The following is a 23,636-nucleotide window of genomic DNA, read 5'->3' as shown; positions in this document are numbered from 1 at the left end:
GCCCGGAACGCTGCTGCTGGGCGACCGAAACTTCTCCGCCACCGCCTTCGTGAGCACGGTCGCCTCCACCGGCGCGGACTTCCTCATCCGCGCCAGGACCCACACCACAGCGCTCAAGCTGCCGATCCGGCGCCGGCTGCCCGACGGCACGTTCCTGTCCCGCATAGGGGAAGTCACCGTCCGCGTCATCGAGGCCACCATCACCCTCACCCCCACCGACGGCACCGGCAAGCACCCCGTCACTCGTAGCACCTACCGGCTCGTCACCAGCCTGCTCGATCCGGACGAGGCACCCGCCACCGCACTGGTCAGGCTCTACCGCGAACGCTGGGAAATCGAGACCAGCTACTGCGAGCTGAAATCGACCATCCTCGGTGGCAGAGTCCTGCGCGGACGCTACCCGGCAGCCGTCACCCAGGAGACCTGGGCACTCCTGGTCGCCTACCAGGTACTACGCACCGCGATGAGCGACGCTGTCCTGCACCGGCCCGACATCGACCCCGACCGCGCCGCATTCACCATCGCGCTGAACACGGCACGTGACCAGATCATCCGTGCGGCCGGCATCATCGCCCACACCCGGATCGACCTCGTCGGCCGGATCGGCACCGCCATACTCAACGGCCTCCTACCCGCCCGTCGAGAACGGTCCCGGCCCCGCGTGAAGAAACGAGCGATCAGTTCCAAGTACCGCGCCGTCGGCCGCGACATCGACCACCGCACCCGCAGGACCACCGTCCACATCGAGATCAGCACGTTGCCAAACCCGTCAGAGGGCTAACCGAACGGCATTGGGCCTAGGGGGTGTCCTGCGGGGGCGGCCAGGCGTCGCCCCAGTCGGTGTTCCGGGCGGCGCGGTACAGCGCACCGTGCCGCTTGGTGACCGTCGCGCGTCGCAGCGCCTCGTCCCGGGTGCAGAGCTCCAGCAGCACCTGGCCCTTGCGGATCTGCGGCCGGCGCGTGACCCGCGCCTCCACGGGCCGCGGGGTGAAGCGGGTGGCCACGACGTAGCTGAACTTCTCGTCCTCGTACGGCAGCGAGCCGCCCTTCACCTTCCGGTGCAGCGAGGAGCGGCTGACCCGGGCCGAGAAGTGGCACCAGTCCGTGCCCGGCTCGATGGGGCAGGCGTCGCTGTGCGGGCAGGGTGCGGCGACGGTGAGTCCGGCGGCGATCAGCCGGTCCCGGGCCTCGATGACGCGGGCGTAGCCGTCGGGGGTGCCGGGCTCGACGATGACGACGGCCTGCGCCGCACGGGCCGCGGCGTCGACGAGGGCGGTGCGGGCCTCGGGCGTGATCTCGCCCAGCACGTAGGAGACGGTCACCAGGTCGGTGGCGTCCAGGACGAGGTCCTTGCCGATGCGGGCCTGCTGCCACTCGGCGGCGCGCAGTCCCGGGATGGCCGAGGCCCCGGCCAGTTCGCGGCCCAGCGCGAGGGCGGGTTCGGCCCAGTCCAGGACGGTGGTCCGCGGCCCGTCCCAGGCCCCGGCGACCGCCCAGCTCGCCGCGCCGGTGCCACCACCGACGTCGGTGTGCGCGGCCGGCGCCCAGTCGGGGGCTGCGTCGCGCAGGGCGTCGAGGGCGGACCGTACCGCCTCGAAGGTCGCGGGCATCCGGTACGCGGCGTACGCGGCGACGTCCGAGCGGTCGCGGAGCAGCGGCGTGTCGGTGGGAGTGGTTCCCCGGTAGTTGGCGATGAGCCGGTCGACGGCCTGCGTGGCCTGCTTGGGCGGCAGCCCGTCGAGGAGTCCGGCCAGGGCCGCACGCAGGGCTTCCGCGGTGGGGAGGGTGACGTTCACCGAGGAATTGTAGGCGTACGCGCCCGGGCCGGGCTCCGTACGGAATCGGGACGGAACGGGGACAGAACCGAACTGCGAAGGCGTACCGGCCGGTTGCTACGCTGACCGGCGCCAGGGACTTCGCTCCGGATCGATCCTGATCCCGAGGGAAGGCCCGAGGTCGGGTACTGCTCATCGGGGGGACCATGAGACTGCAGTTCGGGCGCCTGGCTCCGGTCGGGGGAGGGACCACGAGGCAGCGGGTCGTGCGCCTGGCTCTGGTCGGCGGGCTGCTGGTGCTGGCTCTGCTGCTCCTGCTGGCCACCTTGGGTGGCGGCGGCGGGAAGGACGACGCCGAGCCGAAGGAGCCGGTGCGCAAAAGCACGGGCCCGGCGACGCAGCTGACCGTCCCGGCCGCGTACACGACACGGCGCGGCTGGGAGCTCGTCGGCACCTCTCCCGACTACGCGCTCTCCCGGACGACCGGGCGGCTCGCCTATCTGGTGCGGACGGCCGAGGGCGAGTACCGGCTGCGGACCATCGACGCGGGGACCGGGCGGGCCGGCTGGAGCGGGGACCCCTGGCGCCCGCCGGCCGCGGCGCACTTCCCGAAGCTGCTCACCGTCACCGTGGACGACCAGGAGTACTTCGTGACCTGGTCGTACGGGAAGGTCGGCGAGGACGCACCGGCGCCCGCCGACCGGATCGTCTCGCTCGACGTGTACACCGTGGAGGACGGCGGCCGGCAGCGCGTCGAGGTGCCGTGGGCCTCGGTTCCGACGGTCACCGCCACCGGCCCAGGCATCGTGATCGGTGACGGCGGGGCCACGAGCGTGGTGGTGGACCCGGCGACCGGCAGGATCACCAGGGTTCCGGCCAAGGAGCTGAAGTACCCGGCGGGGTGCACGTCGTGCAGGCAGCTGACCGAGGTGCGCGGGCTGACGTCGAAGGGCCTGCTGGTGAGCGGGGCGCGGGAGTTCTGGGTGCAGGGCGGCTGGTTCAGCCGGAACGTGGCCCCCAAGGGAGCCGACCGGCAGAGCGGCGTCCCGGCCTCCGTGGCCCCCGGCCTGGTGCTGGCCAAGTGGCAGCTGGCGAAGGGCGCGAAGCTCGCCGCGACCCATGACCTGTGGACGGTGCACGACATGGAGACGGGCAAGGCGCTGGTCTCCGTGCGGTGCCACAAGCCTGCGATCGCGCCGGGTCAGTACCCGCCGGCCGTCGTCTCGCCGTCGGGCGACTATCTGGTGGCCGGGAACCTCGCGTTCGATCTGGGGGCCGGCAAGGGCTTCTGCTTCGAGGACGACGAGGGGTCCAGGACGCTCGCCCTGGCATCGGTGACCGACGGCGGAACGGCGTACGGGGCGACGAACGTGCGCAACGCGTCGGATGCGCTGGCCGGGGGCGGCTTCCCGGTCGAGGCCGACCTCTCGACCGGGACGACGCAGATGCTGTCGCCGAACGCGCGAATGCCCGGCGCGGAGAGCGCCGAAGGGACCGGGCTGTTCCGCTGGACCGACGACAAGGACCGGCTGCACCTGATCGGCTACCCGCGGGCGGACTGACCGCGGGCGGACTGACCGCGGGCGGACTGACCGCGGGCGGACTGACCGCGGGCGGACTGACCGCGGCCGCGGCTGTCACCGTGGCCGTGGCCGCAGAAGCGGTCAGGGCCGGGCGGCCACCTGCTGCCAGGGCCGGCACAGCCCCAGGAAGCACGCCATCGCGCCCACCGCGCACACCAGCTGCACGACGGCCATCGGCACGGCCGTGGCCTCTCCCGCGATGCCGACGAGCGGCGAGGCGATGGCGCCGATCAGGAACTGGGAGGTGCCGAGCAGCGCGGAGGCGGAACCGGCGGCGTGCTTGGTGCGCATCAGCGCCTGGGTGTTGGTGTTCGGCATCGCCAGGCCCATCGCCGACATCAGCACGAACAGGCCGGTGGCCACCGGTACGAGTCCGACGTCCCCGAAGACCCCGGACGTCATCAGCAGCAGCGCCGTCGCGGCCAGCACGATCACCGCGAGCCCGAAGCCGAGCGCCTTGTCGAGGCTGACCCGGCCGACGAGGATCTTGCCGTTGATCTGGCCCACCGCGATCAGCCCGATCGAGTTGATGCCGAAGAGCAGGCTGAAGGTCTGCGGCGAGGCACCGTAGATCTCCTGGACGACGAACGGGGAGGCGCTCACGTACGCGAAGAGTGCGGCGAAGGCGAGGCTGCCCGCGATCATGTACCCGGTGAAGACGCGGTCGGCAAGCAGCCCGCGCATGGTGCGCAGCGCGTCACCGACACCGCCGGTGTGGCGTTCGGCGGGCGGCAGGGTCTCGTGGAGCCACTTCCAGACGACGAGGGTGAGCAGGATGCCGATGACGGTGAGGACGGCGAAGATGCCCCGCCAGTCGGTGATCCGCAGGACCTGGCCGCCGATGACCGGGGCGATCACCGGGGCGACTCCGGAGATCAGCATCAGGGTCGAGAAGAACCTGGCCATCGAATCGCCGTCGTACAGGTCACGCACCACCGCCCGGGCGATGACGATGCCGGCCGCGCCCGCGAGGCCCTGGAGGAGTCGGAAGCCGATGAGGAGTTCGGCGGTCGGGGCGAAGACGCAGATCGCGGTGGCGAAGACGTAGACGATCATCCCGACGAGCAGCGGTCGGCGTCTGCCCCAGCGGTCGCTCATCGGGCCGACGACGACCTGGCCGAGTGCCATGCCGGTGAGGCAGGCGGTCAGGGTGAGCTGGACCGTCGCGGCGGGTGCGTGCAGCGCGTCGGTGACTGCGGGGAGCGCCGGGAGGTACATGTCCATGGACAGCGGCGGCAACGCGGTCAGTCCGCCGAGGACCAGGGTGACGAGAAGTCCGGTGCGCCGGGCGGTGACGGCGGGGCGCGGGGAAAGGGGGGCGGTCTTGATGGGAAGTCCGGCCCCGGTGTCGGGCGTGGGTATCTGCTGGGCTCGGCTGACGCCGCTCTCCGGCATTCTTATCTCCATAGTTGGTCTTCACAGGGAATCCCGGCCTCGGGCCGGGCGGGAATGCGATCTCCTGACCACTCCGACGTGATGATCAGAGCGGACGATTCTGCTCGACGATGCTGAACGGTGCTCCGCCGCAAGTCCCTGCGAGGTACGACGGGGCTTTCTGCTTCGCAGGACTGGCGTGTCACTCCTGCGAGTGAGGCGGGTTGGTTCCCGCCGTGCTGATGTTTGTCGACGGTACGTTGGTTCGTAAAGCCGGGCTAAGGGGGTGGGCTGGGTGATTCGTGCGTACAAGTTTCTCCTACGGCCCACCGCGGGTCAGGCAGTCACACTCAGTGAGATGCTGCGTGATCACTGCTCGCTCTACAACGGTGCGTTGCAGGAACGCCGTGACGCCTACCGGCATCCGTCGAGGACGAGCATCAAGTACGGGATGCAGTCCGGGCAGCTCAAGGACATCCGGGCCTTCGACCCCGAATGCCACGGCCGCTGGTCGTTCAGCTCCCAGCAGGCCACGCTTCGCCGGCTGGACAAGGCGTTCACCGCTTTCTTCCGCCGGGTCAAGGCCGGGGACAAGCCCGGCTACCCCCGCTTTCGCGGGGCGAACTGGTTCGACACGGTGGACTTCCCCCGGGACGGGGACGGCTGTCGCTGGGACTCCACTCCGCACGACCCGGTCACCCGGGTGCGCTTCCAAGGCGTGGGGCACGTCAGGGTCAACCAGCACCGCCCAGTGGTCGGTACGGTCAGGACCGTCAGCGTGAAACGCGAGGGCCGCAAATGGTTCGTCGTCCTCACCACGGACCAGCCCTTGCCTGAACCGCTGCCCGCGACCGGCTCCGACATCGGCATCGACCTCGGGATCACTTCGTTCCTCACCGACTCCAACGGCACCCACATCCCCAACCCGCGCCATGCCCGCAAGGCTGCCACGAGGCTGGAGGCCGCGCAGCGGGCGCTGTCCCGGTTCCCACGGTGCAAGGCCAAGGACCGTACCCGCAACCACCAGCGGGCGGTGGAGAAGGTCGCGGCCCTGCACGGCAAGGTGCGGCGCCGGCGCCTCGACCACGCACACAAGACCGCGCTCACCCTGGTCCGCGAGCACGACTTCATCGCGCACGAAGACCTCAAGATCCGCAACATGAGCAAAGCCCCCGCACCGAAAACCGACCCCGATAGCGCGGGCGTGCTTCTGCCGAACGGGGCTGCGGCCAAGGCTGGATTGAACCGTTCGATCGCTGATGCCGGATGGGGGGTGTTCCTGACGATCCTGAACGCGAAGGCTGAGAGTGCCGGGCGGGAAGTAGTGGCCGTGGACCCCCGCAACACCTCCCGCACGTGTCCCGCATGCGGGCACACCGCCAAGGAGAACCGGCCCACACAAGAAAAGTTCCACTGCGTCGACTGCGGCCACCAGGCCCACGCCGACGAGGTCGGGGCTCTCAACGTCCTACGGGCCGGGCTGGTCCGTCGCCACGCCAACACGGCATAGCGAGAAGCCCCGCCCTCCAGGGCGAGGAGGAGTCACAGTTGTTGAATCCGCCTCTATATGCTCTCAGCTCAGCCGGAATGGTCGACACCTTTTTGGGAGCGTGCATGAGCAGGACTGTCCGTTGGGGCGTGCTGGCGACAGGTGGAATCGCGGCGACTTTCACCGCTGACCTGCAGGCGATGCCCGACGCGGAGGTGGTGGCCGTGGCCTCCCGTACGGACGCCTCGGCGACGGCGTTCGCGGAGCGGTTCGGGATACCGCGGGCTTACGGGAGCTGGGCCGGGCTCGTCGCCGACGAGGCGGTCGACGTGGTGTACGTGGCCACGCCGCACTCCGCGCACCGGGAGGCGGCCGCTCTGGCGCTGGAGGCCGGGAAGCACGTGCTGTGCGAGAAGGCGTTCACGCTCAACGAGCGCGAGGCCGGGGAGCTGGTGAAGCTCGCCCGGGACCGTGGCCTGTTCCTGATGGAAGCGATGTGGACGTACTGCAACCCGGTCATCCGGCGGATGACGGAGCTGGTGCGGGACGGGGCGATCGGTGAGATCCGGACCGTGCAGGCCGACTTCGGCTTCGCGGGCGACTTCGGCGCCGAGCACCGGCTGCGCGATCCCGCGCTGGGCGGCGGGGCGCTGCTGGACCTCGGGGTCTATCCGGTGTCGTTCGCGCAGCTGCTGCTGGGTGAGCCGGACCGGGTACAGGCCGACGCGCTGCTGTCGCCGGAGGGCGTCGACCTGAACACCGGGATGCTGCTGAGCTGGGACTCGGGGGCCAACGCACTGCTGTCCTGCTCTCTCGTCGGGCACCACCCGACGGCCGCCACGGTCATCGGGACGGCCGGCCGGGTGGACTTCCCCGAGGGCTTCTTCTTCCCGAAGCGCTTCGTGCTCCACCGGGACGGCAAGGAGCCGGAGGAGATCACCTCGGGTCCGGGGCCGCAGGGTCTGACGGGGATGCAGTTCGAGGCGGCCGAGGTGATGCGGGCGGTCCGGGCGGGCGAGACGGAGTCCCCGCTGGTGCCGCTGGACGGCTCACTCGCGGTGATGCGGACGCTCGACGCGGTACGTGAGCGCATCGGCGTCCGCTACCCCGTGGACGGCGTGGCGTCCTGACGCCCTTCGTACGGGTCCGTATGGGTCAGGCCGGGGTCAGGCCCTGGTTGCCCACCTCCGTGACGAACGAGGCGGCCGTCGTCACGGGGGCGCCGGGCGTGGTCACGGCGGACACCGTGCGGTAGTCGGCGCGTGCCCGGTGCTCCTGGAGCGTGACGACGGCGTACCCGCGGCGCCCGTTGTAGTACTTCATGTGCGGGTTGGCGGTCGTGAGGTTCGTCCAGTTGGCCGGCTTCTCCGAGCCGTTCTTGCCGCTGGTGATGGAGGTGGCGACGATCTCCGTGCCGACGGTGCGGGAGGCGGGGTCGTCGAAGTCGCGCTTCAGGTCGAACGCGTAGCCGACGTGCACGTCGCCGGTCAGCACCATGAGGTTGTCCACCCCGGTGGCCTCGGCGCCCTTCAGGACGCGGTCCCGGGACGCCGGGTAGCCGTCCCAGGAGTCCATGGAGAGCTTGTAGGCGTCGGTCGGGACATCGCGCCGCTGGGCGAAGGTGACCTGCTGCGGTACGACGTTCCAGGTGGCCTTCGAGTGGCGCCAGCCGTCGATCAGCCAGCGCTCCTGGGCGGCGCCGGTCAGGGTGCGCGAGGGGTCCTCGGACTCGGGCCCGGGGGTCTGCCAGCCGTCGCCGTACGCCTGGTCGCTGCGGTACTGACGGGTGTCGAGGATGTCGAACTGGGCGAGCCGGCCGAACCGCAGGCGCCGGTAGAGCCTCATGTCCGGGCCGTCCGGCTGCTGCGGGGCGCGTAGCGGCTGGTTCTCCCAGTACGCGCGGTAGGCGGCGGCCCGGCGGATCAGGAACTCCTCGGGCGGCACGCTGTTCTCGGGGGTGTCGCCCGCGTAGTTGTTCTCGGTCTCGTGGTCGTCCCACGTGACGACGAAGGGGTGCGCGGCGTGGGCGGCGCGCAGGTCGGGGTCGGACTTGTAGAGGGCGTACCGCAGCCGGTAGTCCTCCAGCGTGGTCGTCTCCCGGTTGAAGAGGGCGGGCAGGGTGCGGTCGGTGTAGTTGCGGGCCCCGCCGGTCGCGGAGACGGCGTACTCGTAGAGGTAGTCGCCGAGGTGGAAGACGACGTCGACGTCCTCCTGGGCGAGGTGCTTGTACGCGGTGAAGTAGCCGTCGTGGTAGGCCTGGCAGGAGACGGCGGCCAGGCGCAGTTCGCGCTTGTGGGCGCCGGGGGCGGGCGCGGTGCGGGTCCGGCCGACCGGGCTGGTCCACTGTCCGGTGCGGAAGCGGTAGTAGAGCACGCGGTCCGGGGCGAGGCCCTTGACCTCCACGTGGACGCTGTGGTGGAACTCCGGGTGGGCGGTGGCGGTGCCGCGCCGGACGATGTGCCGGAAGCGCTCGTCGCGGGCCAGTTCCCAGCGCACCTCGACGCGGGAGGCGGGCAGTCCGCTGTCGGGCTCGAACGGGCGGGGCGCGAGTCTCGTCCACAGGAGGACGGATTCGGGCAGCGGGTCCCCGGAGGCGACGCCGAGGGTGAACGGGTCCTCGCCGATCTTCCGGCTGTCGAGCTCGGCGGCGCTCGCCGCTCCCGCGGCCGGCAGGCCGACGGAGAACGCGAGCGCGGCGGCGGCTCCGGTGACGGTGAGAAAGCGGCGGCGACCGGTGTGCCGGACCGCGTCGCGCAGCTCCTGCTGGTGCGTTGAGTGCGTCATCTGTCCCTCCCCTGACTGGTGATGTGGGGGAAGTCCACCGGACCGGCACATCGGGCGGTTGGCGTGCTCGCGTCGCACGGGCGTCGCCTGGATGAGGAACGCCGCAGGAATGGATCCCCAGGGGCAAACTCCGCGTACGCGGCAAAACCATGATCATTAACTTCGCGCGCGGCGCCCGCGGAATCGCCGGTGCCGCACCGGGGAATCACTCCCCGGGACGCGAACACCCCGTACGGACGCACTTTTTGGCGCCGCGCGCCCCTCCGGAAGCCGGCCTCCGAACGGCTGGGCGTACGCTGCCGCCCCATGAGCAACAATCTGTTGAACTCCGCGACGAAGACGGCTGTGGTCACGGGCGCGGGCTCCGGAATCGGCCGTGCGGTGGCTCTGGCGCTGAGCGGCGCCGGCTGGTCGGTGGCGCTCGCGGGCCGCCGCCCGGAGCCGCTCACCGAGACCGCCGCGCTGGCAGGGCCGGACGCCCGGGTGATCACCGTCCCCGCCGATGTGTCGCACCCCGGCGATGTGGACGCCCTGTTCTCCTCCGTACGGGAGTGCTTCGGACGCCTCGATCTGCTCTTCAACAACGCGGGCACCTTCGGACCGAGTGCCGTACCGGTCGAGGACCTCGGTTACGACGACTGGCGGGCGGTGGTCGACGTGAACCTGACGGGTGCGTTCCTCTGCGCGCAGGCGGCGTACCGGCAGATGAAGGAGCAGGACCCGCAGGGCGGGCGGATCATCAACAACGGCTCCGTGTCCGCCCACGCGCCGCGCCCGCACTCCGTCGCGTACACCACGACCAAGCACGCGATGACCGGCCTGACGAAGTCGCTGTCGCTGGACGGACGCCCGTACCGGATCGCCTGCGGGCAGATCGACATCGGCAACGCCGCGACCGAGATGACGGAGCGGATGCAAACCGGGATCCTCCAGGCCAACGGCGAGCTGGCCGTGGAACCGGTGATGGCGGCCGCGGACGTGGCCCGGACGGTGGTCCACATGGCGGAGCTGCCGCTGGAGGCGAACGTCCAGTTCGCCACCGTGATGGCGACGGCGATGCCGTACGTGGGCCGGGGCTGACGGCACCCGGCCGGAACCGGCCTCGTCCCGACCACAACTGAACACCCCTCAGGTCGGTCCGACCGATGTCCGCCTGATTCGCACCCCGGCCGGCCCGGTAAGCGCGTGCTGCCCTTATGCTCACTGTTCTTCACCGGAACTCCACACAAGGAACACAGCATGCGCATACGCACCGCGGTGCCACTCGCCCTGGCCACCACCACCGCCCTCACGGGCTCGCTGCTCCTCGCGACCCCGGCCTCGGCCGCGAAGCACCAGAGCGGGGTGCACCTCGGCAAGATCCAGTACGACAGCCCCGGCAAGGACACCCGGTCCAACACCTCGCTCAAGGCCGAGTGGGTCGAGATCCACAACAACACCAAGGCGAAGTTCCAGCTCAAGGGCTACAAGCTCAAGGACAACACCGGGTACACCTACACCTTCCCCGCCTACAGCGTCGGCGCGGGCAGGACCGTCCGGGTCCACACCGGCAAGGCGAAGAACAGTTCCGGTCACCTGTACTGGAACCGTGGCTCGTACGTCTGGAACAACACCGGCGACAAGGCGCGGCTGATCAAGCCGAACGGCAAGCTCCTGGACTCGTGCTCCTGGACGAAGTCGAGCAAGGGCACCAAGAACTGCCACTGAGCCGGCTGCGCGGTCCGGGTCCTTCCCGGTCCCGCCCGGCGAGGGGGCGGGCGGGTCCACGGGGGAATGCCCCGGACCGCGGCGCGGTTGTGCCGCACATGACTGATCTTCCTCGGGCCGCGGTCCTGCGCTACACAGCCTTCTCCGCCGACCCCGCGGGCGGAAACCCGGCCGGGGTCGTGCTGGACGCCTCCGGCATGGACCAGGCGGCCATGCTCGCCGTCGCGGCGGAGCTCGGCTACAGCGAGTCGGCGTTCCTGACCGGCCGGACCGAGGCGTCCGAGGCGTCCGAGGCGTCCGAGGCGTCCGAGGCGTCCGAGGCGTCCGAGGCCGGTGTACGCGGTTACGCGATCCGCTACTTCAGCCCGAAGGCCGAGGTCCCGTTCTGCGGTCACGCCACCGTGGCCACGGCCCTGGCCCTCGCCGAGCGGGACGGCCCCGGGGACCTGGAGTTCGCCACCGCGGCGGGCCCGGTGCCGGTCACCGTCGTCCGCGAGGGGACCGAACTGCGGGCGACCCTCACCAGCGTGGAGCCGCACGTCACGGACGCCGCCGCGGAGGACGTCGCGGAGGCGCTGGCCGCCCTGGACTGGCCGGCCGCCGATCTCGACCCGGCCCTGCCGCCCCGCATCGCCTACGCGGGCGCCCGCCATCTGGTGCTGGCCGCCGCGAGCCGTGAGCGGCTGGCCGCGCTCTCCTACGACTTCGCGCGCCTCGAAGCGCTGATGCACCGGCTGGACCTCACGACGGTCCAGCTGGTGTGGCGGGCGTCGGACACCGTCTTCCACGTCCGCGACCCGTTCCCGGTCGGCGGTGTGGTCGAGGACCCGGCGACGGGCGCGGCGGCGGCCGCCTTCGGCGCATACCTGCGCGCCCTGTCCCTGGTCCCGGAGACCGCCGCACTGACCCTGCACCAGGGTGAGGACATGGGCCGCCCCGGCACGCTGACCGTCACCCTGCGGGCGGGCGACGCGCGGGTGCGGGTGAGCGGGACGGGGGCCCGCATCCCGGACCCGCGCGCGTGAGGACCCGCGTCAGCGGCTGAGGAACTCCCGGTACCAGGGGGCGTGCTGCGCGAAGGACGTCCGGAAGTCCGGGCCCGGCGCGCAGCCGAAGTCGGGTCCGACCCGCTCGTCGGCGAACCAGTGGTCCACCGTGAGCATGTCGAAGTGGTGCGTGGCGTACGGGACACCGGCCAGCCGGGCGCGGGCCTCGTCCAGCCCGATCTCCGTGCCCGCCCAGGGCAGCTGGAGTTCACCGAGCACCGTGGACAGCAGGTCCGAGCAGGTCACCGGCTCGGGGTGGTTGACGTGGTAGACGCCGGACGGCGCCTTCGGGGCGAGCGCCGCCCCGAGCAGGGCGCGGCCCAGCGTCTCCACGTCGATCAGCGAATGGCGGGCGTCGCAGCCGGCCGGGGCCGCCGACAGGTACCGCAGCAGTGCGACCAGTCCGGGGATCGCCCACCGGTCCCCCGCCCCGTGCACGATGTGCGGACGCAGGACGGCTCCCCCGGCCGCCAGGACGTGCTGCTCGGCGGCGACCCGGGTCAGACTGGTGGCGGATACGGGGGCGGGCTCGGCCACACCGGGAAGCAGCGCGGTGAAGGGGCCTCGGCCGTAGACGGAGGCGGTGCTCAGCTGGACGATCCGGCCGACTCCGCTGCGCACGGCCTCGTCGACCAGGGCGCGGGTGCCGTGATCGTTGACGGTGCGGGCGGTCTGCTCGTCGGAGCCGATCCGGGAGGCGCAGTGGATCACGGCGTCGACGCCCTCGCAGCTGCCCCGCAGCGATCCGGGGTCGGCGAGATCCCCGTACACCGTCTCGCAGCCGGGCCCGTCCGCCGGGACGTCGAGCGCGGTCCGGTGGGTCATCAGGCGCAGCTGGATCCCGGGCGTCGCACGGGCGGCCGCGGCCACCCGGCTGCCGATGAAGCCGGTCGCACCGGTGATGAGGATGCGCGGGGTCATGAGAGGTCCGTTCTGACATCGCCGGGCCCGGCCGGGCGGGGGCCCGGCGAGCGGAGGGTGCAGGTGAAAGCCGGTTCGCCGTCCTGAACGGCCCGTATGAACACTCCGGCGGGCGAGAGCGTGTCCGTGTCGTCCGCCGGGAGCACAGTGGCCTCGATCCGGCAGGGGCGGTCCAGTTCCACGTACTGGAGGAAGTCGGCCTGCATCGCCGTCGGCAGGAAGGTCGAGCCGGTGGCCGCGTGCGCGGCCTGCCGGGCCGCCTCCAGCAGCAGGATGCCCGGCACGTGGTCGTTGGGGCGGCCGAAGAGTGTCGGATGCCGGGTATCGAGCCGCAGCAGCCAGGTTCCGGGCTCGGTTCCGGGCTCGGTTCCGGGTGAGAGGACGACGTCGTTCTCGGAGGTCCTGCCGACCGTGCGCGGCGCGACGGCGGGCAGGAGGGGTATCGGGGTGTCGAGCACGGCGCCGCGGTGGCCGCGCAGCCGCTGGTACGCCCCGGCCGAGGTGCAGCTGATCCGGCCGCCGCCGGTAGCGAGCACGGTGCCGCGACGGTGCAGGAGGAGTTCGAGGTGCATGGAGCCGAGGCCCCGGCCCCGGCGGCGGATCCTGGAGCAGGACACGTCCACCGTGATGTCCCAGGGGTCGTCGCTCAGTTCGAGCCGTTCGGACGCGGAGGTGTACCTGAGTTCCCACATCACGAAGGCGTCGCCGACCGGCACACCGAACTGGGCGTGGGCGATCAGCATCGTCGTCTGCCGCATGGTCTCGGCTATGAGCAGGGGGTCCTGGTGCCGGCCGTCGACGGGGGCGAAGAAGCGGTGGGCCCGGGGCCAGTGGGCCGGCACCGAGAACTGGGTGTCGGTGAGCCGGGTGAGCCCGGTGGGGAAGACGTCGAGCGGGTCGGTCCGGTGGACCAGCTGTCTCAGCCGGTCGGGCGATCCGCCTCTGCGACCGGGCCCCTCTCCTGCGGAGAGGGCTGCCTCTTCCGGGCTGCCGGAGGAAGCCTCGGCACGGCCGGCGCCCGTAGAGTGTCCGGCCTGCTCGACGCTCTCCACCGACATCGAAGCGCTGCGTGAGGTGAGCTGAACCATGAAGTTCCCCCAGGAGGATCCGAGTCAAAGGGCCGAGCCGCCCCGCAGTAAGATACTGACAGCCCGGTTTTCCTTTCCAGCCAACCCCCTGTGGCACCAACCACGCCACCATTAGAGAGAAGCTGATGGCACAGCAGGCGCGCGCGATCCAGACCCGCCGGTCGATCCTGGTGGCGGCCGCCGAAGTGTTCGACGAGCGCGGCTACAGCAGCGCCACCATCAGCGAGATCCTGGCGCGTGCGGGGGTGACCAAGGGCGCGCTGTACTTCCACTTCGCCTCCAAGGAGGACCTCGCCCTCGGGGTGATGGACATACAGCTGCACAGCGACCCGCTGCCGCCCCAGCTGACGAAGCTGCAGGAACTGGTGGACCAGGGCATGCTCCTCGCCTACCGTCTGCGCCATGAGCCACTGGTGCGCGCCAGCGTCGGCCTGGCCATGGACCAGGCCGTGGAGGGCCTCGACCGCGGCACCCCCTTTCGCGGCTGGATAGACCGGCTCGAACACCTTCTGGTGGCCGCCAAGGGGCAGGGCGAGCTGTTGCCGCACGTCGATCCGGGCGAGGCCGCCGAAATGCTGGCGGGGTCCTTCTCGGGCATCCAGGTGATGTCCCAGGTCCTGTCCAACCGTGAGGACCTGGGCCGGCGGATCTCGGTCCTGCTGCACTACGTACTGCCGAGCATGTCGACGCCGGCCGTTCTGGCCACTCTGGATATGGCCGAAGATCGCGGTGAGCGTCTGCTCCGCAGCTTCGAAACCGTACCGAGCCAGGCCGGCGCCCCCAACTGACCTCCTGCGGCACCCCTTTGCCACGCGGAACCAGACCGCACGGTCCGCAACCGGTGCCCGTGGCAGCACCACGAACGACTGCCCGCTCCGTAGGGTCGATGGCTCAGCACCAGTCACCGACAGGAGCCGCCGATGTCCGTCCGCCGCGTAGTCCCCAACATCCCGACCGGCACGGGTGACGAAACCGGAAGCGATCCCGCAGCCATGCGGGCCAACGCCGCGTTCTACGGGCTCCTGGGCTTCGAAGAGGTCATGAACCAGGGCTGGATCATGACGCTCGCCTCGCCCACCCACCCCACGGCCCAGGTCAGCATCATGACCACCGACCGGACCGGACCCGTCACCCCGGACATGAGTGTCGAGGTGGAGGACGTGGACGCGGTGTACGCGGCAGTGGTGCGCGACGGCGCGGAGATCGTGTACGGCCCGGCCGACGAGGAGTGGGGGGTGCGCCGCTTCTTCGTACGCGATCCGAACGGGCGGGTCGTCAACGTACTGAGCCACGGTTGATCCGGGCGGCGCGCCCGCGAGGGGCGGGAGCCTGAGCGGCAGACGAGTCGGGCTGTACGCCGGGTTCTGTCGCCCGGTCGCCTCGCGGCGGCCGGGGAGACGGCCATCCATCTAGGACCGGCATTGCTGCCGGTCTCGTGCGGTCTACCCGCGAACTCGGGCGGGCCGCCCTCGAACGTTCGCGCAGAGCCGTCTTGCGACGGCTCCTCTTGACCTTGCTCCGGGTGGGGTTTACCTAGCCGCCTGAGTCGCCTCAGACGCTGGTGGTCTCTTACACCACCGTTTCACCCTTACCGGGGACCGAAGTCCCAGGCGGTCTGTTTTCTGTGGCACTGTCCCGCGGGTCACCCCGGGTGGCCGTTAGCCATCACCCTGCCCTGTGGAGCCCGGACGTTCCTCGGGAGGGTCCGAAGATCCTCACGCGGCCGTCCGCCCGGCTCGTCTGCCGTGGGGCCCATGCTACCCGCCCGGCCGGGGCCGCCCGACAGGGCGCGGGGGCGGCTCAGATGAACGCCTCGGTCTCCAGATCCAGCGCGAAGGGCGCCGGGAGGCGGATCGACTTGCCGAACGGAATCGTGCAGTGCTGGCGGTAGTCGTCCCCTTGCGGATCGCTGAACAGCGTCACCGAGGACTGCTCGCGGTCGACCAGGAGGTAGAGGGGAACGGGTCCCCGGGCGTAGCAGTGCCGCTTGCCCGTACGGTCGGCGGCCGGCTTGGACGAGGTGACCTCGACGACGAGGGCCACCCCCTCACAGGGCATCCAGGGATCCGCTCCGCGGTACAGGCGCAGTTCGGTGGGGGCGAAGGTGCCATCGGGAATGGCGTGGTTCTTCGGGCACCCCCCGCCACTGCGCAGCTTCAGCCCCTTGTTCCCGGAGAACTGCATCTTGGTACGGGAACGGGTGATCACCTGCTCAAGAATCAGGCCGATGTAGTCCTCATGATCCCCGTCCGGCGGCGGCGTCACGACAATCTCCCCCTCGATCAGCTCGGCCCGGAAGCCCTCCGGCGTGTCCAGCGCCAGGAAGCCCTCAAGCAGGACTTCCGCCTGCGAGAGCGGTTCGTGCGGCATGGCAGACATGTCACGCCCCTTCCTCGATCGCTCGCCAGAGTGGGACATCGGGGAATCCGCCGTCCGTGAGATGGGAGTGTTTCCCCCGATCGTGGCACAGGACCGCACGCCGTTGTCAGAGGCGGACCGAAGCGAAGGCCGCGATCCCCGCAGCCCAGGCCGCCGCGACGTCGGCGTCCGTGGCGAAGCGGCCGTTGAGCTCCATCACGACCATCCCGTGGGCGAAGGCCCACGCCGCCCTGACGCGTGCCTCGTCGCCGGCCAGGGCGCGGAAGAGCGGGGCCGCGGCGCGTTCCTCCAGGTCCTGCGGAAGCCGGTGCCCGGTGGTGAGGCGGTAGAGGTGGGGGTGGGCCAGGGCGTGGGTGCGGTAGGCGGTGGCGAGGGCCCGGAAGGAGCCGGGGGCCGCGGCCTCGGCCGCTGCGAGTGCGTCGGCGGTCTCCCGGAGCATCGCGTCGGCCAGGGCGTGCACCACGGACGACTTGTCCGGGAAGTGTTTGTAGAGCGAGGGCGCCGTGATGCCCACGCATCCGGCGAGGCGGCGCATCGTGAGAGCGTCCGGGCCCTCCCGCTCCAGCAGGGTGCGCGCGGCAGCGAGGATCTGGCGGGCACGGTCGGTGGCCGGCCGGGCCGCGGGGTCGGTCATCCCGGTCCTCCTCTCCCTGCCGGCTCGGGGTGGGCCGAAGGCGCGATCGTACGAGAGGTGAGGGGCGCGGCGGGGACCGGGGTGCGGGGCACGGATTCTTGACCTTGCCGCAGCGTCAGGGCTTCTACTGGCCCCCTGCGCATCGGAGAGATCGTCGCGCTCATTGTCGGGCGGCTCCGAGGATGTCAGCAGAGAAGCTCAAAGCAGGCTGCCTCCCTCAACGCGGTGGCCCACCGGTGACGGCGCACCAGCGACATGGGCCCGGCGCATCACTGCGCGCGCGTGGGCACGTGCGGGTCGTCGAACCGGGCGACGGCGTCGGCGATGAGATCGTCGATCTGGTGCGGCCGGACGATCCCGCAGCTGATCAAGCCCGCAAGACCCTGGAATGTGGCGAGGAAGACCAAACCGGCCCGCTGCGCGTCCTGCGCACCGGGGACGTCCTCGGGCCGGGCTTGCTGGAACACGTCGAGGATCGGCGTGAAGGCCTCGACGGCGCTGCGCGCTATGGCTTCCGCGCCTGCGCCGTGCTTGTGCGCGAACATCAACTCGGCCAGGTTCGGCTCGGAGGTCGTGAAGCCGATGTAGGCGTCCGCGATCGAACGGATCCGCTCCGCGAGCCCGCCCGCGGTCGCGGCTGCTTCCCGCAGGCGCGCACGGAGCCGCACGAACCCCTCGACAGCGAGGGCGTCGAGCAACGCCTGGCGATCCGGGAAGTACCGGCGCGGCGCGGCATGACTCACTCCGATCTCCCCGGTGAGCTCCCGAAGGGAGAGCTCTGCCGCCCCCTTCTCGTGGAGCTTCATCGCAGCACGATCCAGCACCGCCTGACGCAGGTTGCCGTGGTGATACGGACGAGGCGAGGTCATCCGGCCAGGCTACCAGAGTAGTTTCCATTGACAACATAGTAGCCAGTGGCTACATTGACGCCATGTCCACTCTCTCTTCTCCGTCGCAGATCCCTGACCAGACCGGCCGGACCATCGTGATCACCGGTGCGGCCGGCGGCATCGGGAAATCCGCCGCCTCGGCACTCGCCGTGCGGGGCGCGCGTGTGATCCTCGCCGTCCGCGATCAGGCAAAGGGCCGTGCGGCAGCACGCGACATCGGAGGCCAGGCCGAGGTCCGCGCACTCGACCTGGCCTCGCTCGCCTCGATCCGAGAGTTCGCCGAAGGCCTGCGCGAGCCGGTCGACGTTCTCGTGAACAACGCAGGAGCGATGACCGCCACTCGCCAGGAGACGCGGGACGGCTTCGAGAGCCAGCTCGGCGTCAATCACCTCGGCCACTTCGCGCTGACGAACCTCCTCCTGGATCGCATCACCGGCCGAGTGGTGACGATCTCGTCCAGCGCCCACCGTTCGGCGCACATCGACTTCGATGACCTCCAGTGGGAGCAGCGCCCCTACCGCCCCTTCGGCGCCTACGGCCAGTCCAAGCTGGCCAACCTGCTGTTCACATCCGAACTGCAGCGCCGACTCACCGAGGTCGGCGCACCGGTGATCGCCACGGCCGCGCATCCCGGATGGGCGTCGACCGGGTTCCGGATCACCAGTGGCAACCGGCTCTTCGACACTCTCATGGCGATCAGTACGCCGCTCCTCGCGCACGGCCCGCAAGGCGGCGCGCTCCCGACCCTGCTGGCGTCAACCGGTGATGTCCCCGCCGGCAGCTTCGCCGGCCCGAGCCGCTTCGGTGGCGTGCGCGGCCCTGCCGCACTTGCCGAGCCATCCACTCGAACAAAGGATCCCGAGACCGCCAGGCGCCTCTGGGAGGTCTCCGAACGGCTCACGGGCACCGAGTTCCCGCTGACCGCGGACGCGCGCGCCGCATGATCGCGCACCCGGACAACACTCCCCGCCCGATAGTGAAACGCAGCCGGCACCACAGGAACGCGGCACCGAGGAGGATGCCGGCCCCGATGGCGATCGCGGTCGAACTCCACAGCGGGGCATCCGGGTTGGCCGGGCGCAGTGCGCTGAACAGCACCGCGGTGGCCGTCGGAGGCGCCCAGCCGCACCGACCCTGACGCCACACCCGCCACCCACTGCCCCGGTCAGCCTCCGGACGAGGGGAGACTGGAGGAATCGGCGGCTCTCGCGGCGTGTGGGCCGGGGCAACGCGGTGCGAGTCGTGGTGCGTGGCCCGGCGCCCTTGACCTTGCCGCAGCGTCAGGGTTTCTACTGGCCCCATGCGCATCGGAGAGATCGCCGCGCTCGTCGGGCTCACCCCCAGGGCCGTGCGGCACTACCACCAGATCGGCCTGCTGGCCGAGCCCGCCCGCCGGGCCAACGGCTACCGCTCCTACAGCGTGCGCGATGCCGTGATCCTGGCCCGGATCCGGCGGCTCACCGAGCTGGGGCTCGGCCTGGACGAGGTGCGGGAGGTGCTCGCCGGTGACGCCGGGCGTCCCCTCGGGGACGTACTGCGTGAGCTGGACAGCGACCTGGCGCGGCAGGAGCAGGAGATCCGGCAGCGGCGGCTGCGGCTGGCGCAGTTGATGGAGGGGCCGCTGACCGGTGCCGGGCCCGTGTCGCCCGCGCTGGCCGAGCTGCTGGCCGCAGGGCCCGCCACGGACTCCCCCGCCGCCGCCAAGGACCGGGAACATCTGGCGTTGCTGGATGCTGCGGGCGGCGGCAGCAGCGAGGTCTACACCGTGCTGCGGACGCTGGCCGGTGATCCGGTCGTGCTCTCGCTGTACGAGGAGCTGGACGCGCTCGACGTGGCGCCCGTGGACGATCCGCGCGTCGCACCGCTGGCCGCCCGGATGGCCGCCCTCGTGCCGGACGAGGTGCTGGCGGCGATCCCTGACGACGGGCCGGCGATGACGGGGTTCGGCGAGGCCCTGCTGGCGGACTATGCGCCCGCGCAGGCCGAGGTGGTCCGCCGGGTGATGGTGGCGCTGACGGAACGGATGACGGGGAGGACGCGGGGATGAGAGGGGTGCGGGGCGCGCGGCTCGTGGCCGCGGCGGTGCTGCCTGCCGAACTGGCGCTGGGAGTGTGCCTGGTGGCCGGCGTGCGGATACCCGGCGCGGTGCTGGCCGGTGCGGAGGGGGCGGTCCTGCTCGCGTTCGTCCTGGAGGCCGTCGTCCTGGGGCGGCTCTGGCGTGCGGGGCGCCGGGCGGGTGCGGGGCGGCGGGAGGCGATGGGTGCGGCGCTTCGGACCGTCGTACCGGTGGCGGTGCGCCGGCTCGTCGTGCATGAGCTGCGGGCTCTGCACAGCCTGCGCCTGTGGTTGGTGCGGCGGCGTCACGGCGTGCCGGAGGGGGCGCTGCCCGTCCCGTACACCGGGCCGCAGACCGCGATGATGTACGGCCTGGTCTTCGTCTCGGTGGTGGAGACGGTGATGCTGGCCCTGCTGATCCCCTGGCCGGTCGTGCACCGGATTCTGCTCGTGCTGGATGTGTACGGGGTGCTGCTGGTGCTCGCCCTGCACGCCGCCTGTGTGGCCCGCCCGCATGTCGTGGGCCCGGACGGTTCGCTGCGCATTCGCTACGGGGCACTGTTCGATCTGCGGGTGCCGGCCGCGTCGATCGCCGCCGCGCGGGTCGAACGACGCTTCCCCGAAGGCCGGTTGGTACAGCTCGCCCCGGACGGGGTACTCGATCTCGCGGTCGGCGGCCAGACGACGGTGACGGTCGAGCTGACCGAGCCGCTGGGCTTCGTACGGCCGCTCGGCAGGCGCGGGCAGGCTCTCGCGGTCCGGTTCCACGCCGATGATCCGCGCGCTGCCGTGGCCGCGCTCACGCGGGGGCGAACAGCACCTTCGACGATCCCGGATCTGCCTGGGTGAGCCGGACCCGCAGCCGTTGCCCCAGGGGGAGTTCGGCCGTGCCGCCCTCGATGCGGGCGACGATCGCCGGGTCGTCGATGTGGACGGTGCCGGTCGTCGGCTCTCGCTCCTTCACGTCCACCACGTACGCGTCGAAGACCGCACCGACCCGGTCCTTGAGCAGCGCCGCCTCGACGAGGTCGACGCACTCGCGCTCCACCGTGTTGGCGCGCCTGGTCCCTTCCGCCATCTCCTTGGGCAGGCCGGGGAGTGCGGTCAGGACCCATTCGGGCGGCTCATGGTCCGCGGCGGCCGCGACGCAGAGTTCGGACGCGTACCGGTCGACGAGGCGGCGCAGCGGCGCGGTGCAGTGGGTGTACAGGTCGGCGACGGCGGCGTGCACGGCCGGGGTGGGCAGTTCGCCGTGCTCGAAGACGGTGTAGCCGGCGCCGCGCAGCAGCGTGGTGCAGTCCTGGAGGAAGGCCGCGTGGTTGGTCTTCCTCGGGTCGAGCGAGCGGACGACCTGCGCGTACGGGACGTGGTGCGGCCAGTCGATGTGCAGGGCCTCGGCCGAGCGGCGCAGGCGGGCCACGGCGCCGTCGGGGGCGACCGGGAGCGTACGCAGGATGCCGGTGCCGGATTCCTTCATCAGCCGGGCCGCGGCCATGCCGGTGAGGAGCGAGATCTGGGCGTTCCAGCCGTCGGCGGGCAGCGGGGCGCGGTATTCGAGGCCGTACGCCCCGTCGCGCTCGACGATCTCCTGTTCGGGCACGTCGAGGGAGATGCCGCCGCGGGCGATCTCCTGTTCCTCGCGCAGGGTGCCGATGTCCTTGAGCAGGGCGAGGGGTTCCTCGGCGGTGCCCGCGTCGATCTGCCGCTGCACGCCCGCGTAGTCGAGTTTGGCGCGGCTGCGCACGAGGGCCCGGCGCACCCGGGTGGTGACGGCGCGGCCCTCGGCGTCGAGGTCGATCTCCCAGAGCACGGCGGGGCGGGTCTCGCCGGGCAGGAGGCTGGCGGCGCCCTCGGAGAGCGATTCGGGGTGCAGCGGCACCTTGCCGTCGGGGAAGTAGAGGGTGGTCACCCGGCGGTGGGCCTCGGTGTCGAGGGCGCCGCCGGGGCGGACGAAGGCGGCGACGTCGGCGATGGCGTAGTGCACGCGGAAGCCGTGGGGCCGGCGTTCCAGGTGCATCGCCTGGTCGAGGTCCGTGGAGGCGGGCGGGTCGATGGTGAGGAACGGCAGATCCGTGGCGTCCTCGTGCCCGGAGAGCACCGGGTCGCGCGCCGCGTCGGCGGCTTCGGCGAGCACGTCGGCCGGGAAGCCGTCGGTGAGTCCGAGCTCGGTGCGCAGGTCGCGCAGGGCCGCCCGCAGCGGGGTGTCGGCTGCGCCGGTCATGTGGAGCTGGCGGCGGGGCATGGACCGAGCGTAGGACGGGGCGGTGCGGGCGGCATCCCGGGTGGCGGAGGGGGCGGTCGCCCGTTCCCCGTACGCTGGCGCGAGGGGTTGTTACCAGGGTTGCGTGAGCAGGCCGGGGCCCCTTTTCCGTACGTACGAAGGAGAACCGCCGTGCTCGTGCTGTTGCCGCCCTCCGAAGGAAAGGCCGCCTCGGGGCGCGGAGCACCCCTGAAGCCCGAGTCGCTCTCGCTGCCGGGGCTGGCGGGGGCGCGGGCCGCCGTGCTGGACGGGCTGGTGGAGCTGTGCGCGGCGGACGAGGAGAAGGCCCGCGTGGTGCTGGGGCTCAGCGAGGGGCTGCGCGGCGAGATCGCGAAGAACGTCGAGCTGCGGACCGCGGGCGCGCGTCCGGCCGGCGAGCTCTACACCGGGGTGCTGTACGACGCGCTGGACCTGGCGTCCCTGGACACGGCCGCCCGCCGCCTGGCCGGGAAGTCACTGCTGGTCTTCTCCGGGCTGTGGGGTGCGGTGCGGGTGGGCGACCGGATTCCGCCGTACCGCTGCGCGATGGGCGTGAAGCTGCCCGGGCTCGGCGCTCTCGGGGCGTTCTGGCGCACGCCGATGGCGGAGGTCATGCCGGAGGCGGCCGGGGACGGACCGGTGCTGGACCTGAGGTCGTCCGCGTACACCGCGGCGTGGAAGCCGAAGGGTGCGGTGGCGGAGCGCACGGCGAGCGTGCGGGTGCTGCACTCCCAGCTGGTGGGCGGGGTGGAGAAGCGGTCGGTGGTCAGCCACTTCAACAAGGCGACGAAGGGGCGGATGGTCCGCGACCTGCTGCAGGCGGGAGCCCGGCCGAAGGATCCGGCGGAGCTGGTGACGGCCCTGCGGGACCTGGGGTATGTGGTGGAGGCCGAGGCCCCCGCACGGCCCGGGCGGACATGGGAGCTCGATGTCGTGGTGACCGAGATCCACTGAGCCCGGCCGGCCAGCCGTTGCACCCTGCGCAACGTTCGTTGCGTACGGTGCGGTGCGCGGTGCAGGATGGGGTCATGACCTCCTCCGTACTGGACCTTGCCCCCGTCGTGCCCGTCGTCGTGCTGGAGGACGCCGGCGACGCGGTGCCGCTCGCCCGGGCCCTGGTCGCGGGCGGGCTCCCGGCGATCGAGGTGACACTGCGGACCGCTGCCGCGCTGGACGCCATCAAGGCGATCGCGGCGGAGGTCGCGGACGCGGTGGTCGGCGCGGGCACGGTGATCTCGGCGCGGAACGTCTCCGACACCGTGGCCGCGGGCGCCCGGTTCCTGGTGAGCCCCGGCTGGACGGACGCACTGCTGGACGCGATGAAGGCGTCGGGGGTGCCGTTCCTTCCGGGTGTCTCGACGACGTCCGAGGTGGTCGCGCTGCTGGAGCGCGGGGTCACCGAGATGAAGTTCTTCCCAGCGGAGGCGGCGGGCGGCACGGCGTATCTGAAGGCCCTCTCCGCCCCGCTCCCCCAGGCCAGGTTCTGCCCGACCGGCGGAATCTCCCTCGCCTCGGCGCCGTCCTACCTCGCCCTGCCGAACGTCGGTTGCGTGGGCGGCAGTTGGATGGTCCCCGGCGACGCGGTGGCGGCCAGGGACTGGGCCCGGGTGGAGCGGCTGGCCGCCGAGGCGGCGGCGTTGCGCGGCTGATTTCTGCGAAGTGGCGCGGTTTC

General features: G+C 71.6%; 23 protein-coding genes and 1 other RNA gene. 14 read left to right on the top strand and 10 right to left on the bottom strand.

Translation table 11 applies throughout. The annotated features are described in order from the left end of the window. On the top strand, positions 1 to 781 hold a 781-nt coding region (locus ACIBJG_RS06430; protein WP_399304503.1), incomplete at its 5' end, for a transposase. Positions 782 to 797: 16 nt separating this feature from the next. On the opposite strand, the gene ACIBJG_RS06425 is transcribed toward ACIBJG_RS06430, so the two are convergent. Continuing rightward, the gene (locus tag ACIBJG_RS06425) at positions 798 to 1,796 is read right to left on the bottom strand and encodes a small ribosomal subunit Rsm22 family protein (RefSeq protein ID WP_399304500.1); all 999 of its coding nucleotides are present in this window, start codon (positions 1,794 to 1,796) and stop codon (positions 798 to 800) included. Between the two features lie 245 nt (positions 1,797 to 2,041). On the opposite strand from ACIBJG_RS06425, the gene ACIBJG_RS06420 reads away from it, so the two are divergent. Then, positions 2,042 to 3,337, top strand: a complete 1,296-nt coding sequence (locus tag ACIBJG_RS06420; RefSeq protein ID WP_399304498.1) for a hypothetical protein — start codon at positions 2,042 to 2,044, stop codon at positions 3,335 to 3,337. 102 nt (positions 3,338 to 3,439) lie between these two features. Here the strand turns inward: ACIBJG_RS06420 and ACIBJG_RS06415 are convergent, their stop codons facing one another. Then, the gene (locus ACIBJG_RS06415) at positions 3,440 to 4,753 is read right to left on the bottom strand and encodes a multidrug effflux MFS transporter (protein WP_399304496.1); all 1,314 of its coding nucleotides are present in this window, start codon (positions 4,751 to 4,753) and stop codon (positions 3,440 to 3,442) included. A gap of 274 nt (positions 4,754 to 5,027) precedes the next feature. On the opposite strand from ACIBJG_RS06415, the gene ACIBJG_RS06410 reads away from it, so the two are divergent. Both ACIBJG_RS06410 and ACIBJG_RS06405 read left to right on the top strand, forming a co-directional pair. Beyond that, a complete protein-coding gene (locus ACIBJG_RS06410; RefSeq protein WP_399304494.1) occupies positions 5,028 to 6,242 on the top strand; it encodes an RNA-guided endonuclease InsQ/TnpB family protein in 1,215 nt (404 codons plus the stop codon). A gap of 104 nt (positions 6,243 to 6,346) precedes the next feature. Then, positions 6,347 to 7,351, top strand: coding sequence for a Gfo/Idh/MocA family protein (locus tag ACIBJG_RS06405; protein ID WP_399304492.1), 1,005 nt, complete (start codon positions 6,347 to 6,349; stop codon positions 7,349 to 7,351). Between the two features lie 25 nt (positions 7,352 to 7,376). On the opposite strand, the gene ACIBJG_RS06400 is transcribed toward ACIBJG_RS06405, so the two are convergent. Further along, the gene (locus ACIBJG_RS06400; RefSeq protein ID WP_399304490.1) at positions 7,377 to 9,005 is read right to left on the bottom strand and encodes an alkaline phosphatase D family protein; all 1,629 of its coding nucleotides are present in this window, start codon (positions 9,003 to 9,005) and stop codon (positions 7,377 to 7,379) included. Positions 9,006 to 9,311: 306 nt separating this feature from the next. Between ACIBJG_RS06400 and ACIBJG_RS06395 the strand changes: the two genes are divergently transcribed. The 3 genes from ACIBJG_RS06395 to ACIBJG_RS06385 all read left to right on the top strand — a co-directional run bounded on the left by ACIBJG_RS06395 (position 9,312) and on the right by ACIBJG_RS06385 (position 11,737). Then, on the top strand, positions 9,312 to 10,085 hold the full coding sequence (locus tag ACIBJG_RS06395; RefSeq protein ID WP_399304488.1) for an SDR family oxidoreductase: 774 nt from the start codon (positions 9,312 to 9,314) through the stop codon (positions 10,083 to 10,085). 159 nt (positions 10,086 to 10,244) lie between these two features. Continuing rightward, entirely contained in the window at positions 10,245 to 10,712 is a 468-nt protein-coding gene (locus ACIBJG_RS06390; protein WP_399304486.1) for a lamin tail domain-containing protein, read from the top strand. A 98-nt stretch (positions 10,713 to 10,810) separates the two neighbouring features. Further along, entirely contained in the window at positions 10,811 to 11,737 is a 927-nt protein-coding gene (locus ACIBJG_RS06385; protein WP_399304484.1) for a PhzF family phenazine biosynthesis protein, read from the top strand. Between the two features lie 9 nt (positions 11,738 to 11,746). Here the strand turns inward: ACIBJG_RS06385 and ACIBJG_RS06380 are convergent, their stop codons facing one another. Further along, positions 11,747 to 12,679: an NAD-dependent epimerase/dehydratase family protein gene (locus ACIBJG_RS06380; protein WP_399304482.1), complete on the bottom strand. Its 933-nt coding sequence runs from the start codon at positions 12,677 to 12,679 to the stop codon at positions 11,747 to 11,749. Further along, complete coding sequence (locus tag ACIBJG_RS06375; RefSeq protein ID WP_399304480.1) at positions 12,676 to 13,767, bottom strand: ScbA/BarX family gamma-butyrolactone biosynthesis protein; 1,092 nt, start codon at positions 13,765 to 13,767, stop codon at positions 12,676 to 12,678. Before ACIBJG_RS06375 ends, ACIBJG_RS06380 begins: the two co-directional genes overlap by 4 nt. 125 nt (positions 13,768 to 13,892) lie before the next feature. Between ACIBJG_RS06375 and ACIBJG_RS06370 the strand changes: the two genes are divergently transcribed. Both ACIBJG_RS06370 and ACIBJG_RS06365 read left to right on the top strand, forming a co-directional pair. After that, the gene (locus ACIBJG_RS06370) at positions 13,893 to 14,555 is read left to right on the top strand and encodes a ScbR family autoregulator-binding transcription factor (RefSeq protein WP_399304477.1); all 663 of its coding nucleotides are present in this window, start codon (positions 13,893 to 13,895) and stop codon (positions 14,553 to 14,555) included. Between the two features lie 132 nt (positions 14,556 to 14,687). Beyond that, on the top strand, positions 14,688 to 15,065 hold the full coding sequence (locus ACIBJG_RS06365) for a VOC family protein (RefSeq protein WP_399304475.1): 378 nt from the start codon (positions 14,688 to 14,690) through the stop codon (positions 15,063 to 15,065). A gap of 39 nt (positions 15,066 to 15,104) precedes the next feature. Here ACIBJG_RS06365 and rnpB read toward each other — a convergent pair. From rnpB to ACIBJG_RS06345, 4 genes are all read right to left on the bottom strand, one after another. After that, an RNA gene (gene rnpB / locus ACIBJG_RS06360) (RNase P RNA component class A) lies at positions 15,105 to 15,506 on the bottom strand. A 61-nt stretch (positions 15,507 to 15,567) separates the two neighbouring features. Then, on the bottom strand, positions 15,568 to 16,137 hold the full coding sequence (locus tag ACIBJG_RS06355) for a Uma2 family endonuclease (protein WP_399304543.1): 570 nt from the start codon (positions 16,135 to 16,137) through the stop codon (positions 15,568 to 15,570). Positions 16,138 to 16,252: 115 nt separating this feature from the next. Beyond that, a complete protein-coding gene (locus tag ACIBJG_RS06350) occupies positions 16,253 to 16,780 on the bottom strand; it encodes a TetR/AcrR family transcriptional regulator (RefSeq protein WP_399304473.1) in 528 nt (175 codons plus the stop codon). A 269-nt stretch (positions 16,781 to 17,049) separates the two neighbouring features. Beyond that, positions 17,050 to 17,649 carry a TetR/AcrR family transcriptional regulator gene (locus tag ACIBJG_RS06345; RefSeq protein WP_399304471.1) on the bottom strand — a complete coding sequence of 200 codons (600 nt, stop codon included), beginning with the start codon at positions 17,647 to 17,649 and terminating at the stop codon, positions 17,050 to 17,052. A gap of 62 nt (positions 17,650 to 17,711) precedes the next feature. Between ACIBJG_RS06345 and ACIBJG_RS06340 the strand changes: the two genes are divergently transcribed. The 3 genes from ACIBJG_RS06340 (at position 17,712) to ACIBJG_RS06330 (ending at position 20,574) form a co-directional block, all read left to right on the top strand. Further along, the gene (locus ACIBJG_RS06340; RefSeq protein WP_399304469.1) at positions 17,712 to 18,614 is read left to right on the top strand and encodes an oxidoreductase; all 903 of its coding nucleotides are present in this window, start codon (positions 17,712 to 17,714) and stop codon (positions 18,612 to 18,614) included. A 356-nt stretch (positions 18,615 to 18,970) separates the two neighbouring features. Continuing rightward, positions 18,971 to 19,717, top strand: a complete 747-nt coding sequence (locus tag ACIBJG_RS06335; protein WP_399304467.1) for a MerR family transcriptional regulator — start codon at positions 18,971 to 18,973, stop codon at positions 19,715 to 19,717. Continuing rightward, a complete protein-coding gene (locus ACIBJG_RS06330; protein WP_399304465.1) occupies positions 19,714 to 20,574 on the top strand; it encodes a hypothetical protein in 861 nt (286 codons plus the stop codon). Before ACIBJG_RS06335 ends, ACIBJG_RS06330 begins: the two co-directional genes overlap by 4 nt. On the opposite strand, the gene ACIBJG_RS06325 is transcribed toward ACIBJG_RS06330, so the two are convergent. Beyond that, positions 20,525 to 21,946, bottom strand: coding sequence for an RNB domain-containing ribonuclease (locus ACIBJG_RS06325; RefSeq protein WP_399304541.1), 1,422 nt, complete (start codon positions 21,944 to 21,946; stop codon positions 20,525 to 20,527). The two genes, ACIBJG_RS06330 and ACIBJG_RS06325, sit on opposite strands and share 50 nt — an antisense overlap. 171 nt (positions 21,947 to 22,117) lie before the next feature. Here ACIBJG_RS06325 and yaaA point away from each other — a divergent pair, with 171 nt between their 5' ends. Continuing rightward, positions 22,118 to 22,918, top strand: coding sequence for a peroxide stress protein YaaA (gene yaaA / locus ACIBJG_RS06320; RefSeq protein ID WP_399304463.1), 801 nt, complete (start codon positions 22,118 to 22,120; stop codon positions 22,916 to 22,918). Between the two features lie 74 nt (positions 22,919 to 22,992). After that, positions 22,993 to 23,613 carry a bifunctional 4-hydroxy-2-oxoglutarate aldolase/2-dehydro-3-deoxy-phosphogluconate aldolase gene (eda, locus tag ACIBJG_RS06315; protein ID WP_399304461.1) on the top strand — a complete coding sequence of 207 codons (621 nt, stop codon included), beginning with the start codon at positions 22,993 to 22,995 and terminating at the stop codon, positions 23,611 to 23,613. Positions 23,614 to 23,636 lie beyond the last annotated feature (23 nt).

It is taken from the genome of Streptomyces sp. NPDC050422 (assembly GCF_044458665.1).
Taxonomy (GTDB): domain Bacteria; phylum Actinomycetota; class Actinomycetes; order Streptomycetales; family Streptomycetaceae; genus Streptomyces.
Note: the sequence above shows the minus strand (reverse complement) of the source record. Positions and strands in the feature narration are given on the sequence as shown.